This is a genomic window from Providencia sp. LY12 (genome assembly GCF_057621555.1).
On record NZ_CM172594.1, the window covers coordinates 2,391,554 to 2,407,247 of the forward strand.

A 15,694-nucleotide genomic window follows, 5' to 3' on the forward strand; every position below is an offset into this window, starting at 1 on the left:
TTCTTTTTTTTATCAAAAAAAAGCCGACTCTTCAGTCGGCTTCATTATTATTTAGTACCAAATATCTTATCGCCCGCGTCTCCTAGACCCGGAACAATGTAACCTTCTTCATTTAAGTGTTGGTCAATTGAAGCCGTGTACAGTTCAACGTCTGGGTGCGCTGCTTCTAATGCAGCAATACCTTCCGGTGCAGCAACTAAAACTAAGACTTTAATTGAATTACAGCCGGATTTTTTCAGGAGGTCAATGGTGGCAATCATAGAACCACCGGTTGCTAACATTGGGTCTACAATTAGCGCCATGCGCTCATCAATGTTAGAAACTAATTTTTGGAAATAAGGGACAGGTTGTAACGTTTCTTCATCACGGTAAATACCCACTACACTGATACGTGCGCTTGGGATGCTTTCCAATACGCCGTTCATCATGCCAATACCCGCACGCAGGATAGGGACTACAGTGATTTTTTTACCTTTAATTTGTTCAATTTCTACAGGACCACACCAACCATCAATTGTTACTTTTTCAGTTTCTAGGTCAGCGGTCGCTTCATAAGTCAGTAGGCTACCAACCTCTGAGGCCAGTTCACGAAAGCGCTTAGTGCTTATGTCATGATCTCGCATCAGGCCGAGTTTATGTTTAACGAGAGGGTGTTTTACCTCAACGATCTTCATGGGTTTCTCCTACTTTTTTAAAACGTCACCGGACAAAAAAATCGCGGGATTATACCGCTTTTTCCCCTCAATGCCACTAGTATCATCTTGATTAAGGTCAAACAATCATCAATCAGGCGTTATTTGCTGAATTAGTATACACATAATATTTTTTATGTTGTAGGCAGCGAATAAAATCATGCGCTTTGCGTCACGACATCACTATTTATTGCATCAAATATTTCAGTCAGAAAGCTATCGCAAACGTTTGCGGAGCCTGATAGAATATCGGCAAATGAAGTTATCTTTTCCAAAATGCAATTGCCTTGGGGGCCGTAGTGACTGATAAAACCTCTCTCAGCTATAAAGATGCCGGTGTTGATATTGATGCAGGTAACGCATTGGTTGAACGTATCAAAGGTGTGGTGAAAGAGACTCGCCGTCCAGAAGTGATGGGAGGATTGGGAGGGTTCGGCGCACTGTGTGCCCTACCACAAAAATACCGTGAGCCTGTTTTAGTCTCAGGCACTGACGGTGTGGGAACTAAACTACGCCTCGCGATGGACTTAAAACGTCATGAATCCATCGGTATCGATTTAGTCGCTATGTGCGTCAACGACCTGATTGTCCAAGGTGCTGAGCCTCTGTTTTTCTTAGACTATTATGCAACCGGTAAGCTGGATGTGGATACCGCAGCAAGCGTTATCACCGGTATCGCGGAAGGCTGTAAGCAGTCTGGCTGTGCATTAGTCGGTGGTGAAACCGCTGAAATGCCGGGCATGTACCACGGCGAAGATTATGATGTTGCAGGCTTCTGTGTGGGTGTCGTTGAGCGCTCTGAAATTATTGATGGCACAAAAGTCAGTGCGGGCGACGCACTGATCGCGTTAGCCTCAAGCGGTCCTCACTCTAACGGTTACTCATTAGTGCGTAAAATTCTGGAAGTCAGCAAAACCAATCCAGAAACCACGCAATTGGCGGGCAAACCCCTTGCTGACCACCTGTTAGAACCAACCCGTATCTATGTTAAAAATGTCTTGGAATTGATCGCGAAAAACGACATTCATGCCATTGCACACATTACTGGCGGCGGCTTCTGGGAAAATATTCCTCGCGTTTTACCTGACAACACCCAAGCCATTATTGATGGCAACAGCTGGGAATGGCCTGCGGTATTCGAATGGCTGCAACAAGCAGGTGATGTCACCACCCATGAAATGTATCGTACATTTAACTGCGGCGTCGGTATCATCATTGCTCTGCCACAAACCGAAGTTGAGTCCGCATTAAAACTGCTGACCGTATTAGGTGAAAACGCTTGGCAGATCGGAACCATTGGCGAATTACCTGCGGGTGAAGAGCAGGTTGTTATCCGCTAATGAAAAATATCGTTGTTTTGATTTCCGGCAGTGGCAGTAATTTGCAATCAATAATTGATGCCTGCCAACGCCATGAAATCGATGGGCAAATCGTCGCGGTGGTCAGTAATAAAAGTGATGCTTACGGTTTGGTTCGCGCACAAGAGGCTGGCATTCCAGCCCTTTGTGTTAGCTCGAAAGCATTCACTGACCGCCAAGCCTACGATGCTGCACTGTTAGACGCTATCGAGCAGTATCAACCGGATTTAGTGGTCTTGGCTGGGTTTATGCGTATTTTAACCCCTGAGTTTGTGAAACATTTCACAGGGAAAATGCTGAATATCCACCCTTCTTTACTGCCTAAATATCCGGGGTTACATACTCATCGACGTGCACTTGAGAACGGCGATAAAGAACACGGCACTTCCGTGCATTTTGTCACTGAAGAACTCGATGGTGGTCCGATTATTTTGCAAGGACATGTGCCTGTTTTACCGCAAGACACCGAAGACGATTTGGTTGAACGCGTTAAACTGCAAGAGCACCTGATTTACCCTCAAGTTATTGCATGGTTTGTTTCTGGTCGCCTCGTGATGCAAGACGGTAAAGCCCTGCTCGATGGCCGGCCGCTATCAGCGACAGGTTATCAAGCAAATTAATATGCAGTTAGGTAAGTTTAAATGTATTCGCTCAGATTTGGTTGGCAGGTCTGAGCGAGTAACTTAAATCCAACCATCCGCGATAAATGCTTTATTTCCCACCCGCCAAATCGATAAAACTTCCCGTGACGTAAGATGCCTCATCAGACAATAACCACGCGATAGCCTGAGCGACCTCTTCTGGCTGACCTCCACGTTTCATCGGTAAACTCTCTTTAACTCGATCAACCCGAGCCGCTTCACCACCATCGGCATGCATGTCAGTATAAATAAATCCTGGGCGAACAGCATTGACACGAATTCCCTCTCCAGCCACTTCGAGAGATAAACCAATCGTCATTGTATCGATGGCACCTTTTGATGCTGCATAGTCCACATACTCATGGGGAGAGCCAAGGCGAGATGCCGCAGAAGAAACATTCACAATCGCGCCACCTTGCCCACCATGACGAAACGCCATACGTTTGACCGCTTCACGCGCACAAAGAAAACTACCGCTGACATTCGTTGCAAATAATCGCGCTAAACGTTGTGCATCTAGCTGCTCTATTGAGGCTTGAGGCATGATTATTCCTGCGTTGTTAACCAACCCAGAAATGGGGCCTAATTCTTTATCAATCTGCTGAAACAACGAAACAATTTGTTCTTCTTGAGAAATATCAGCCTGCACTGCAATGGCGGTACCACCTGCATGACGAATTATGTCTAAAACTTCCTGTGCACAGTCTTGACGGGTGTGATACCCAATACAAACTTTATGCCCTTTATGAGCCAAATTTATTGCTGTCGCTCGACCAATGCCGCGATCACCACCCGTTATTAACGTAATATTGTTTTTCATATTTTATGCACCCAGTTTTAGTTTTATTTTTTCTTATCGTTAACCGAAAGGCAGCTATGAATGAGAAGCTAAATCTCTAGAAAAATTCGATGTAGTTCAAATTATTAACTATCAATTTTAATTAGTATATAAAAATCTAATGAAATTATTCATATTTAAGGTTAGGGTTATTATACATTTATTTGAGTGAGAATAGATAATGATTGTTGGAATTTTTTTAAGATACTATAAGACATACAGTGGGACTCACTACATTCCATTATCAAGTGGAAGTCAATTTTGTGGCATTGTTGGTAACAATGGGATTGGAAAAAGTTCTGTTCTTGAAGCCTTAGACTCATTTATAAATAATAAATCATGGAGTATTAACTCCTCATATAAAAAGATCGGCAGTGATAGGCCTCAACCTCATATAATACCGCTTTTTCTTATAAAGCGTGACCAGTTATATGATGAATATCATGATAAAGCAGAAATGCTGACAAAATTAGTTTTGGAATATAACTCAGCTAACCCTGATATCAATGCCACACCTACCACCAGAGGAATTATTACAACTTTTTCTCAGCACATCAATAAATTAAGAAGAAATATCAATATAGAAGAATACTTTTTAATTCCTTTAGGCATTGAAAAAGATGGAGGTGTAAGTACTTCTATCCTAAATGGAAAGTCTTTAGTTAAAATAATGGGAATATCTACTTCAGAAAATAAAGTAAATGAAGAGACTCTATCAAAAAATTTTTTTAATCTGATGAATTATCTAAGATATAAATATGAATATATATATATCCCCAAAGATATAGATTCTGCACTATTTACTAAACTCGAAGCAAGTGAAATTCAGAAACTGATGGGTGAGTCACTGGATAAAATAATTTCAGAAAGAATATCAAGGAATACCATCGAACAAATAAATACAGGGTTATCTAATTTTCTTAAAGAAATTGAGAACGAGCTAGAAGATTACAGTTATCGAACAGCTGGTGAAAGACAATTAAAAATCAAAAAAAAGGATGTTTACAATCTAATAATAGAAGCTTTTTTCAATGTTCGAAATCTAAACAAAAAACAAAATAACGCATGGATAGAGATGAATTCTTTAAGTTCAGGTGAAAAGCAAAGGGCAATTATGGATATTGCCTATGGCTTTCTTACAAAGCATAGAGAGAATGGGAATAATCTCATTATCGGTATAGATGAACCTGAATGTTCACTTCATATGTCTGCATGTTTTGAACAATTCGAAAAACTCTATTCAATAAGCAATATAGTTGAGCAACTTATTTTTACATCTCATTGGTATGGCTATCTCCCAACAGTGGAAAATGGATGCACTACCGCTATTACGAAGAATAATGGCGAACATCATTTTGAACTATATGATTTGGCCAACTATAGAGAAGAAGTTAGAAAAAAAATAAAAAGCGCATCTAAAGAGATCCCGTTCGACATCAAAATAAAAAGTGTAAATGACCTTATTCAATCAATAATATCCAGTTGTTTGGCTGACAAACCATATAACTGGTTGATTTGTGAAGGGTCAACTGAAAAAAACTATTTGTCATATTATTTAAGAGACCTTGTTGCAAACAATAGATTGCGAATCGTTCCAGTCGGAGGTGCCAACGAAGTCAAGAAAATTTTTAAACACCTTGAAGCTTCCTATGATGAGCTTAAAAAAGATATGAAGGGAAAGATATTTTTACTCTCTGATACTGATGCTGAATTGGTAAGCTATGAAACCCCCGCAATGCCACATATAGTTTGCAAAAGAATCGTTAATTCCAATAATATTACAAAACTTGTTGATATATCATCAAACCCCGTTTCTCCTTCAACGGAGATAGAGGATTGTCTTAATCCAAAAGTTTTCATTAAAGCCCTAAAAAATTTTTCTGAACAACATGAATTTATTACTAAATTGATTCCTTCTGAAATTGATCAAGTTGAAGAGTCTAACTCTTCATTTTATGTTATGGATTTAGGGCCTAAGAATAAAAATAGTTTAGATTCTTTCTTTGACCTTGATGGTATCAAGTATTCCTTTTCAAAAAGTTATCTAGAAATTAGCCAAAATGGTGAGTTTAAACGGCCAGAATGGATTGATTTGATTGAACAGTTTTTTATCAAAAAATCTGTTAAATTCAATTAAGTACATTAGCTCCCCACCACTGAAACATCAGCTTCTCTGTTGGTAGAAAAGCTGATGTAATCGAAATGCTCAAATATTTATACAACGACTAAAAGTTTGCTCTTGGCACAAGACAACCCACTAGACTATATGTACATCACCACCAACCACATACCAACCTCCCCCCTTAAACCAACTAATCTTCGACAAACTCACCCTCCCCCTGCTTTCTGTCATTATTTTATTGCAAATAAGTGGTATCCTTATTACAGCGCTAAGTAATTAATTTTCTAGTTGATACTTTCGCCATAAATAGTTTTATAATTAACAACAATCGAGGTGTTTTATGACGACCGGGCAAGCTCATCTGTTTAGATTGCGCCCACTTGAGCGTGAAGACTTAGCTTTCATCCACCAGCTGGACAATAACGCCAACATTATGCGTTATTGGTTCGAAGAGCCTTATGAGGCATTCGTTGAGCTCAGTGATCTTTACGATAAGCATATTCATGACCAATCCGAACGCCGCTTTATTGTCGAATCTGACAGTGAAAAAGTCGGTTTAGTTGAGCTGGTTGAAATTGATTATGTTCACCGTCGTTCTGAATTCCAGATTATTATTGCACCCCGCTATCAAGGCAAAGGGTATGCAAGCCGCGCTGCAAAACTGGCCATGGACTACGCCTTTTCAGTGCTCAATTTGTACAAACTTTATCTGATAGTCGATAAAGAAAATGTCAAAGCTATCCATATTTATAATAAACTCGGCTTCCACACAGAAGGCGAGCTGATTGATGAATTTTTTGTTAATGGTCGCTACCACACCGCAATCCGTATGTGTGTGTTCCAGCACCAATATTTTGCAATGAAACAGCAGTCTGAAAACACGTAAATAACGCAATAGAAGTCAAAGGTAATAATCGGTTTTTATCAGCATTAACCAGTCGAATACGGAGCAACAATGTCCCAAGAACGCCTCTATCATGAAAAAGAGCTCAGCTGGCTCTCTTTTAACGAACGAGTTCTCCAAGAAGCCGCGGATAAGCGGAACCCTCTTATAGAACGAATGCGTTTTTTGGGCATTTACTCCAATAACTTAGATGAATTCTATAAAGTCCGTTTTGCGGATGTTAAGCGCCGTATCTTAATCAATGAAGAGCGCGGTTCCGCCAGCGGTGCCCGTCATCTACTCAAACGAATTCAGTCTAAAGTGGCCAAACAAGAGCAAGAGTTCGACGTTCTCTACAACGACCTGCTCCTTGAAATGGCACGTAACCAAATATTCTTAATTAATGAGCGTCAAATTTCACCTCGTCAGCAAATTTGGTTGCGCCAATACTTTCGTCAAAATCTACGCCAACATATCACGCCAATTTTAATCAATCGTGATACTAACTTAGTGGAATTTCTGAAAGACGATTACACCTACCTCGCCGTTGAAATTATTAATGGTGCTGAAGTGCAATATGCTTTATTAGAAATCCCATCGGATAAAGTTCCGCGTTTTGTTAATCTCCCGCCAGAGATGCCAAAGCGCCGCAAATCAATGATTTTGATTGATAATATCCTTCGCTACACCCTCGATGAAATTTTCAAAGGCTTCTTTGACTACGATAAGCTCAACGCCTATTCCATGAAAATGACCCGGGATGCGGAATATGATATCGCCACGGAAATGGAATCTAGCCTGCTGGAAATTATGTCATCCACGTTAAAACAGCGCTTAACAGCTGAGCCTGTTCGCTTTGTTTATCAACGTGATATGCCCGATGAAATGGTCGCGCTGCTACGAGAAAAACTGGGGTTATCAAGTGATGACTCGGTGATTGCGGGGGGACGTTACCATAATTTTAAAGATTTTATTAACTTCCCAAATGAAGGAAATAAAAACTTACTCAACAAACCGCTACCGCGCTTACGTCACCGTTGGTTTGACAATTTCCGTAACGGATTTGATGCCATTCGCGAACGCGATGTGCTGCTCTACTACCCGTATTACACCTTCGAGCACACATTAGAATTGCTGCGCCAAGCGTCGTTTGACCCGAATGTGTTATCCATCAAAATCAATATTTACCGTGTGGCAAAAGACTCACGCATCATCGACTCGGTGATCCACGCCGCCCACAACGGTAAAAAAGTGACCGTGGTAGTGGAGCTGCAAGCGCGTTTTGATGAAGCCGCCAATATTCACTGGGCAAAACGCCTGACTGAAGCGGGTGTCCACGTTATCTTCTCTGCGCCGGGGCTTAAAATTCACGCCAAATTATTTATTATCTCCCGCATGGAAGAAGGACAAATTGTTCGCTATGCCCATATCGGTACGGGTAACTTTAACGAAAAAACCGCTCGTCTCTACACCGATTACTCATTACTCACCTGTAATGAGCAAATCACCAATGAAGTGCGCCGAGTATTTAGCTTTATTGAAAACCCGTATCGCCCTGTGACTTTCGATAACTTGATGGTGTCTCCGCAAAATACACGCACCAAAATCACTGAATTAATTGACCAAGAAATTGCGAATGCTGAAGCTGGGTTACCTAGCGGCATCACGCTGAAAATTAATAACTTAGTCGATAAAGAACTGACCGATAAACTTTACGATGCTTCCAATGCGGGGGTTAAAATTCGCTTGTTAGTGCGTGGCATGTGTTCACTCGTCTCAGGGCAACAAGGCTATAGCGAAAATATCCAAGTCACCAGTGTAGTGGACCGATTCTTAGAGCATGACCGCGTTTATGTCTTTACCAACGGCGGTGACGAAAAAGTCTTTATCTCCTCAGCCGATTGGATGACCCGCAACATCGACTACCGTATCGAGGTGGCTGTTCGTTTGCTGGATCCGCGACTTAAACAGTTGGTTTTAGATATCCTCGAATTACAGTTCAGTGATACCGTCAAAGCCCGCTTTGTTGACAAAGAACTCAGTAATCATTATGTTCCCCGCGGCAATAAGCGCAAAATTCGCGCTCAATTAGCTGTTTATGAATTTTTAAAAGCACTCGAAATGCCTGAAACAAGAGCTTGATACTATGCCAATTGCCAGTTCATCTACCCCAAGACCACAAGAAATTGCCGCAATTGACTTGGGTTCAAACAGTTTTCATATGGTTATTGCGCGTATTGTCAATGGAGCACTACAAGTTCTAACCCGTTTAAAAAAACGTGTTCATCTTGCTGATGGGCTGAGCGATACCAACGAACTCAGTGAAGAAGCCATGGAGCGCGGCTTAGCGTGTTTATCGCTATTTGCTGAGCGTCTACAAGGTTTCACGCCTGATAACGTCTGTATCGTCGGTACCCATTCATTACGAGTCGCCACCAACGTTGAAGAATTTCTACGCCGAGCCAAAGCCATTATCCCCTACCCGATTGAGATTATTTCAGGACAAGAGGAAGCGCGTTTGATTTTTATGGGCGTTGAGCACACGCAGCCGGAAAAAGGACGCAAACTGGTTATCGATATTGGCGGTGGATCTACGGAGCTGGTGATCGGTGAAAAATTTGAGCCGATTTTAATTGAAAGCCGCCGTATGGGCTGCGTTAGCTTCGCGCGTCACTATTTCCCTAATGAAACGATTTCCCCAGATAATTTTAATCGCGCTTATTTAGCCGCCTGCTTAAAATTGGAAAGCACCGCTACCCTGTTTAAGAAGCAAGTTTGGGACGTCGCAATGGGAGCATCCGGCACCATTAAAGCGGCACATGCGGTGATTGTAGAGATGGGCGAGCGTGATGGCATTATTACCCGTGAGCGCCTCGAAAAAATCAAACAAATAGCATTGAAGTATAAAACATTTAAATCACTAGAAATACCGGGACTTTCTTCTGATCGTAAACAAGTTTTTGTACCGGGCTTAGCTATCTTAATTGCAGTGTTTGATTCCCTCGAAATCAAAGAATTGCGACTCTCCGACGGTGCCTTACGTGAAGGCGTTCTCTATGAAATGGAAGGTCGCTTTCGCCACCAAGATATTCGTCAACGCACCGCATTAAGCCTTGCCGAACACTATAATATCGATCGAGAACAAGCTAAACGGGTTTTGAAAACCATGGAAGAGCTGTATTATCAGTGGCGCCAGCAGAACCCTAAACAGGCCAACCCGCAATTAGAATCCATTTTAATTTGGGCGGTTATGCTGCACGAAGTGGGATTAAGTATTAACCATAGTGGCATGCATCGCCACTCCGCTTATATCTTACAAAACACCAACTTACCAGGATTTAGCCAAGAGCAACAATTGCTATTAGCGACATTGGTTCGTAATCATCGTCGTGCCATTAAATACGATGAAATACCTAAATTTAACTTATTTAAACGCAAGCAATTTATGCCGTTGATACAGATTTTGCGCTTATCTATCTTATTGAATAATCAGCGCCAATCGACAACGACGCCTTCAACTATGCGCATTGAAACTGACGATGGTCATTGGACACTTTTCTTACCTGCGCAGTATCTCGCCCACAATGCGTTAATGCTGCTTGACCTTGAAAAAGAAAGTGCCTACTGGGAAGAGGTTCCAGGCTGGAAACTCACCATTTGCGCAGAAAATGAGCCATAGGCTTATATGACTCAAAAATGAATATGATTTAGAAAATAGAAATAAAAAATAATGAGTTGCGGTCAGTGTTGTTTTGTTCTTCTTATTCGAAATATGAACAGATTTGATATTTTTTTGGGATCAGCGACAATACTGGGTAGAAGTTTCGTCACCTCGCAGGCGAATTAATTTAAAGCGCTTCGGCGCCGAATGGTTTAAGGATTAACATGTCACAAACTGCTTTTTCAACTGATGCGGCACCAATAATCAATCCGCATTCACAAAGACTGGCGTACATCCGCCAGCAAATACTGACGTTATTCATGGAAGACGAAGAGTTTGTTCACGCTCTTGTCGAGAAAGACCAACACGTCAGTATGGATGATAAAGCATTTAGTGAAAAAATTAGCACAGTTAAAGAACTGCTTGTTGACCTCCACACCGCGGATATCGCCGATATCCTTGAAATGCTACCGTACGACGAGCGTCTCGCACTTTGGCGCTTAGTCGACAACAACGAACGCGGTGAAGTATTGGTTGAGGCCTCCGTCTCTGTTTGGGACAGCCTGATTAAAGATATGTCAGATCGAGAACTGCTGCGAGCGGTTGCTGGCTTACATGTGGACGAACAAGCGTATATCGCCGAGCACTTGCCCCGCGATACCATGCGCCGTCTCCTCACCTACTTAGACCCAAGCTTACGCAGCCGTATTCGTGAAGTTCTCCAATACGCCAAAGACAGCGTTGGGCAGATGATGGATTTCGAATTCGTCACCGTGCGTTCCAATGTCACCCTAAAAACAGTACAACGCTATCTACGCCAACGGGGAAAAATTCCTGAAGCAACGGATAAAATTTTCGTTGTCGATAAAGATAATTATCTGCAAGGTGAATTACCCCTAACCACCATTTTGATCCAAGCGCCAGAGCGTATTGTTGCGGACGTGATGAAAACCGATACCGTCACTTTCTTACCCGATGAAAAAGGGGAAGATGCGGCAAGCGCGTTCGAACGTTACGACTTAATTTCTGCCGCCGTTGTGGACAGCAATGGCTTGCTGATGGGGCGTCTAACCGTTGAGGACATCGTTGATAATATCAGCGAAGAAAACGACAACAGCATCCGCCGTATGGGGGGGTTAAGCCCTGAAGAGGACGTATTCGCCCCTGTTGGTCAAGCGGTTAAAACCCGTTGGACATGGCTTGCCATTAACCTATGTACCGCATTTGTTGCTTCCCGCGTTATCGGGGTGTTCGAAGATACCATTTCACAGTTAGTTGCCCTCGCAACATTAATGCCAATCGTGGCGGGTATTGGTGGTAATACCGGTAACCAGACTATTACGATGATTGTCCGCGCCATCGCATTACACCAAATTCAGAACGGTAGCTTCTCCTTCCTGATGGTCAGAGAGCTCGGAGTCGCTTTTATTAACGGGGTGGTTTGGGGCGGTATTATGGGCGTCGTCACCTACCTTCTCTATGGGGATCTTGCCATGGGCGCCGTGATGACCCTTGCGATGGTGCTCAACCTCTTGATGGCTGCCATCATGGGTGTTCTGATCCCATTAATTATGATTAAGATGGGTAAAGATCCTGCTATCGGCTCTAGCGTGATGATCACCGCAATCACTGATACTGGTGGTTTCTTTATCTTCTTAGGGTTAGCTACCCTGTTCTTAGTTTAACAGCCAACCCGCGTACTTTGCCTTAAGCCAGGTGCGCGGGTTTATAAAAAGCTGCTATTTCCTGCAAAACCTCCTAATCCTACTAAAATAGAAATCACTGACAGATCATATCCGCGAGTATTATTTATTTAAATAGCCTTATCACCTGCAAATTAATTATATTATTTTATCTATACCTGTTATTTACTCTATTTAATTTCACACTTAATAAATGAGTACCATTATATTTATTGCTTTTTTGCCATTATTTTATATCTCAAAATATACAATCGTCTGTAATTGCTAGTTTATTAATATCATATCGTGACATTCAATTGTCATTTAGAGTAGTCATTTGACCTTTTTTAACTAAATAGAATCTTATGCTTGTTTTCAAGGTGGCGGTTTACAGAATATGAAACTTTCTGCTATAAATGAAGGTACGTTAGAGATACAGAGTATTACCTTGGTTTATTTTCCCTCGTTTTATCTCTCATATCCTTTGCCAAATAATATTAATTACTTCGCTATTTAACGTACCTATTATTACAAATAACCTCATCGCGCTAATATTGAAATGTTGTGTATTTAGAAGGACAGAATTATGACATCGCAAACAACCAGCCAGCCTGCGGCCAGACCGTTAGGCAAAGAAGATTATAAAACATTGGGCTTATCCTCTTTAGGTGGCACATTAGAATTTTATGATTTCGTTATTTTCGTTTTTTACGCGAAAATTATCTCCCAGCTATTTTTCCCGGGCGATAATGAATTTCTCGCATTAATGGCGACGCTGGGTCTGTTTGCTGCGGGTTATCTTGCTCGCCCATTGGGCGGCATTATCATGGCCCACTTTGGCGATAAAATCGGTCGTAAGAAAATGTTTACCTTAAGTATTTTCTTAATGGCATTCCCAACTTTTATTATTGGTTTCTTGCCAACATTTGAGACCATTGGTGCCGCTGCACCACTGTTACTGTTATTAATGCGTATCATGCAAGGTGCTGCTATCGGCGGTGAAATGCCTGGTGCATGGGTGTTTATTGCCGAACATACTCCAAAACAACGTTATGGTTTAGGCGTAGGAACATTAACCTCAGGGATCACTGGTGGAATTTTATTAGGATCTATCGTCGCGATTATCATTGAGCGTTCTTATACCACCCAAGAAGTGCATGATTTTGCGTGGCGTATTCCGTTTATCTTAGGGGGTATCTTTGGTTTTATCTCTGTCTATTTGCGTCGCTTCTTACAAGAGACCCCAATTTTCAAAGAGATGGCAGCTAAAAAAGCATTAACCAAAGAGTTACCAGTAAAAACCGTGGTTAAATCCCATAAACAAGCTTGCATGATCACTGCAGCACTGACGTGGTCGCTGTCTACCGCTATCGTTGTCACCATTTTGATGACCCCTGACGTGGTATTAAAAGGTATTTATGGCATCGATCGTAATATTGCTTTACAAGCCAACTGCGCAGCAACGTTGACCTTAACCTTAGGCTGTATTTTCTGGGGATGGTTAGGAGATAAAACGGGAACACGTACGTCGATGACATTGTCTTGGGGCGGATTAGCGGTCACCGCTATCTACTTCTATTCATCGCTGTCATCGGATATTTCGGCGAATACCTTAACATTTAATTACGCGTTAATGGGCTTCTTCGTAGGAGCGATTGCGACAACGCCAATCATCAGTACTCGCGCGTTTCCACCAGAAATTCGTTTCTCTGGCTTATCCTTTGCGTACAACTTGGCATACGCCGTATTTGGCGGGTTGACCCCAATCTTAACCGGTGCATGGTTACAGCAATCCCATATGGCGCCAGCCTACTATGTAGCAGGGGTTTCCTTGTTAGCTGTTGCCGTGGCGTTTATCCCACTGTCATACAAAGGTTGGACTCGTACCGCTGAAGAGGAACGTAACCCTGCGGCAGTGCTGAAAACCAGCGTCAATTAAGTTCTCGTCATTCAAACATGAAGCCAGTCGCTTTGCGGCTGGCTTTTTTATGCCGTCCTACATGCTAAAAGGATTACTCTGCCTTTCCCGCCTATCCCCATACATGTCAGATTGCACAGATTTCATTAACTCATACAACGTTGTTTCTAAATATAATAAAAAATCTTGGTTATTTAATGTTCTCTCAACAACCTCTAACGGTAAAAATCGTTTTATTTCATCATTAAATTCTTTCGATTGTACCAATTCTGGCAATGATTCAATCCGACTTTGTAATAGCGTTTTAAACTCATTATCTATTTTATAGTCAACTGTTTTTTTCATGGCTAACTGCGCATTTGGTTTCACGCCTTGCTGATGCAGCCAAACTAAGTCCCACATATCACGGTATCGAATACGAGCCATTGTTGCAGGGAAGGAAATCAATTTATCCGCCATAACTTCGGAGAGTTCTTCCGCCTGAATAAGTAAATCAGAATATCCATCAGGTAACTGTGGGTAGTTTCTTTGAAGGGAACGTAATGCTCGTGTATAGGCTGGAATATTCGCAATTTCAATTTTAATTCGTTGCTTTGGCAAATCTTTTCTTTCAGCACTTGTTGTCACCGAAATTTGCCATTTATCGATTTTTACATCCGCATATTCAGGCTCTTTACGCAATTCACTTGGCTCTTTGACAACCACTTCTAAGCCATACCGATGCCCAACGTATTTTTCTATGCAGCTCTTTATTTCCTGCATATCAGCAGAACAAAAATTATGTCCACCAGCAAAGTCTAAATCTTCGCTAAATCGGTTGGAGCCATGACATAGGCGCAGCAGCGTACCGCCTTGAAACGTTATTTTTTTTAATAAACCTGCAGAAGATAAAGCATACAAAATATCGTAATGCAGTAACTCTTTTTCTACGACAGGTCTATTAGTAGAAAAATTGTTTTCACTCATTATTTCATCGACTAACTTGTTAAAATCAACCAGACTTGCCATCTTATATCTCCTCCTTTTGAATCAAGTGAGTATTCCTTCCCACCCTTAATAAATCACGCAGTGCCGTTTCTTTCTTAGCGATTCTCAAAGGACCTCGTCCTTCAAGAGTGCTACTAATAATTTTTGATGGTGTTTTACTCGTATGAGTTACTTCAATCACGCCCCAAGGGGTAACAAATTCCCCAGAACGTCCCGTCGACATGATAGTCAACCGATCCATTGGAATTTGGGAAATAACGCCGTATTGGGACAATGCAGATTCCAAACTAATGTAATTATATTCCCCCCTACGAATATTCACCGCTAGGCTTTCTAAAGGATAAGGGCCTAAAGACCCTCTAACGTAGGTATAAACGCCTTTTGCGGCTCGTTTTAGTATATTTGAAGTGACAAGCCTATCGATGGATTTTTGCAATGTTTTTGGCGACTCGTTGGGAAAAATCATTTCCAAATCACGAGAGAGAAAAATATTTTTTCCCTTTTCATTTAAGTTATCGAATGTTTGGATAGCAGTCATTTGGTTCATCATTTATCTCCACTAAATCACCCTTTTAACGGGATTATTGTGTATACATAAATAATAGTCTTTTTATCTCTACAAAACCACCCCAGAAAAGGGGTGATTTTGTAGAGATAGATATAAAATAGCCACTACACCAATATGCGTATAGCAAGTGATCTGGACAACAAATGAGAGAAATGCTTTCACAACAAAGAGTTCTACGCTAATTTCGAAAAGTATTATTTGCAGTTATCTAACGTTCTTTTCCATTTTTTCATATTTCCTCCATTTTCTTTTGTTCCCCTCAAGCTAAACTATTAAAATACGCAACTGATTAATTTTTAATATATACCTTATTATATTCAGTTAAATTTATTGGAATGGCTCCT

The 15,694-nt window shown here is 41.5% G+C and carries 11 protein-coding genes and 1 pseudogene; 8 read left to right on the top strand and 4 right to left on the bottom strand.

The window, feature by feature from the left end; genetic code table 11:
• Positions 1-47: 47 nt before the first annotated feature.
• Complete coding sequence (gene upp / locus ACY3ZI_RS11310) at positions 48-674, bottom strand: uracil phosphoribosyltransferase (RefSeq protein ID WP_036953223.1); 627 nt, start codon at positions 672-674, stop codon at positions 48-50.
• Positions 675-991: 317 nt separating this feature from the next.
• Here upp and purM point away from each other — a divergent pair, with 317 nt between their 5' ends.
• Positions 992-2,032 carry a phosphoribosylformylglycinamidine cyclo-ligase gene (gene purM, locus ACY3ZI_RS11315; RefSeq protein ID WP_487375175.1) on the top strand — a complete coding sequence of 347 codons (1,041 nt, stop codon included), beginning with the start codon at positions 992-994 and terminating at the stop codon, positions 2,030-2,032.
• Positions 2,032-2,670, top strand: a complete 639-nt coding sequence (gene purN, locus ACY3ZI_RS11320) for a phosphoribosylglycinamide formyltransferase (RefSeq protein WP_487375176.1) — start codon at positions 2,032-2,034, stop codon at positions 2,668-2,670. The genes purM and purN overlap by 1 nt, the downstream gene beginning before the upstream one ends.
• Before the next feature lie 91 nt (positions 2,671-2,761).
• Here the strand turns inward: purN and ACY3ZI_RS11325 are convergent, their stop codons facing one another.
• Positions 2,762-3,511 (bottom strand): SDR family oxidoreductase, encoded by a 750-nt coding sequence (locus ACY3ZI_RS11325; RefSeq protein WP_487375177.1) that lies wholly within the window; start codon positions 3,509-3,511, stop codon positions 2,762-2,764.
• Between the two features lie 199 nt (positions 3,512-3,710).
• On the opposite strand from ACY3ZI_RS11325, the gene ACY3ZI_RS11330 reads away from it, so the two are divergent.
• From ACY3ZI_RS11330 to ACY3ZI_RS11355, 6 genes and pseudogenes are all read left to right on the top strand, one after another.
• On the top strand, positions 3,711-5,666 hold the full coding sequence (locus ACY3ZI_RS11330; protein WP_487375178.1) for an AAA family ATPase: 1,956 nt from the start codon (positions 3,711-3,713) through the stop codon (positions 5,664-5,666).
• Positions 5,667-5,991: 325 nt separating this feature from the next.
• Positions 5,992-6,537 carry a spermidine N1-acetyltransferase gene (gene speG, locus ACY3ZI_RS11335; protein WP_487375179.1) on the top strand — a complete coding sequence of 182 codons (546 nt, stop codon included), beginning with the start codon at positions 5,992-5,994 and terminating at the stop codon, positions 6,535-6,537.
• 69 nt (positions 6,538-6,606) lie between these two features.
• Positions 6,607-8,676 carry a polyphosphate kinase 1 gene (gene ppk1 / locus ACY3ZI_RS11340; RefSeq protein ID WP_036953204.1) on the top strand — a complete coding sequence of 690 codons (2,070 nt, stop codon included), beginning with the start codon at positions 6,607-6,609 and terminating at the stop codon, positions 8,674-8,676.
• A 4-nt stretch (positions 8,677-8,680) separates the two neighbouring features.
• Positions 8,681-10,213: an exopolyphosphatase gene (gene ppx / locus ACY3ZI_RS11345; RefSeq protein WP_211885813.1), complete on the top strand. Its 1,533-nt coding sequence runs from the start codon at positions 8,681-8,683 to the stop codon at positions 10,211-10,213.
• Positions 10,214-10,608: 395 nt separating this feature from the next.
• Positions 10,609-11,880, top strand: a pseudogene (gene mgtE, locus ACY3ZI_RS11350) (magnesium transporter); the annotation flags it as partial.
• 583 nt (positions 11,881-12,463) lie between these two features.
• Entirely contained in the window at positions 12,464-13,816 is a 1,353-nt protein-coding gene (locus tag ACY3ZI_RS11355) for an MFS transporter (RefSeq protein WP_211885815.1), read from the top strand.
• A gap of 57 nt (positions 13,817-13,873) precedes the next feature.
• Here ACY3ZI_RS11355 and ACY3ZI_RS11360 read toward each other — a convergent pair whose 3' ends face one another.
• Both ACY3ZI_RS11360 and abiEi read right to left on the bottom strand, forming a co-directional pair.
• Positions 13,874-14,803 (bottom strand): nucleotidyl transferase AbiEii/AbiGii toxin family protein, encoded by a 930-nt coding sequence (locus tag ACY3ZI_RS11360; RefSeq protein ID WP_487375180.1) that lies wholly within the window; start codon positions 14,801-14,803, stop codon positions 13,874-13,876.
• Position 14,804: 1 nt separating this feature from the next.
• Positions 14,805-15,329 (bottom strand): type IV toxin-antitoxin system AbiEi family antitoxin, encoded by a 525-nt coding sequence (gene abiEi, locus ACY3ZI_RS11365; protein ID WP_211886423.1) that lies wholly within the window; start codon positions 15,327-15,329, stop codon positions 14,805-14,807.
• Between the last annotated feature and the right edge of the window lie 365 nt (positions 15,330-15,694).

What these genes read in the sequence shown, in the direction of transcription:
- ACY3ZI_RS11325 (WP_487375177.1), bottom strand. Translation starts at nt 3,511, where the DNA reads ATGAAAAACAATATTACGTTAATAACGGGTGGTGATCGCGGCATTGGT.
- ACY3ZI_RS11330 (WP_487375178.1), top strand. Translation starts at nt 3,711, where the DNA reads ATGATTGTTGGAATTTTTTTAAGATACTATAAGACATACAGTGGGACT.
- ppk1 (WP_036953204.1), top strand. Translation starts at nt 6,607, where the DNA reads ATGTCCCAAGAACGCCTCTATCATGAAAAAGAGCTCAGCTGGCTCTCT.
- upp (WP_036953223.1), bottom strand. Translation starts at nt 674, where the DNA reads ATGAAGATCGTTGAGGTAAAACACCCTCTCGTTAAACATAAACTCGGC.
- purN (WP_487375176.1), top strand. Translation starts at nt 2,032, where the DNA reads ATGAAAAATATCGTTGTTTTGATTTCCGGCAGTGGCAGTAATTTGCAA.
- abiEi (WP_211886423.1), bottom strand. Translation starts at nt 15,329, where the DNA reads ATGAACCAAATGACTGCTATCCAAACATTCGATAACTTAAATGAAAAG.
- ACY3ZI_RS11355 (WP_211885815.1), top strand. Translation starts at nt 12,464, where the DNA reads ATGACATCGCAAACAACCAGCCAGCCTGCGGCCAGACCGTTAGGCAAA.
- ppx (WP_211885813.1), top strand. Translation starts at nt 8,681, where the DNA reads ATGCCAATTGCCAGTTCATCTACCCCAAGACCACAAGAAATTGCCGCA.
- ACY3ZI_RS11360 (WP_487375180.1), bottom strand. Translation starts at nt 14,803, where the DNA reads ATGGCAAGTCTGGTTGATTTTAACAAGTTAGTCGATGAAATAATGAGT.
- speG (WP_487375179.1), top strand. Translation starts at nt 5,992, where the DNA reads ATGACGACCGGGCAAGCTCATCTGTTTAGATTGCGCCCACTTGAGCGT.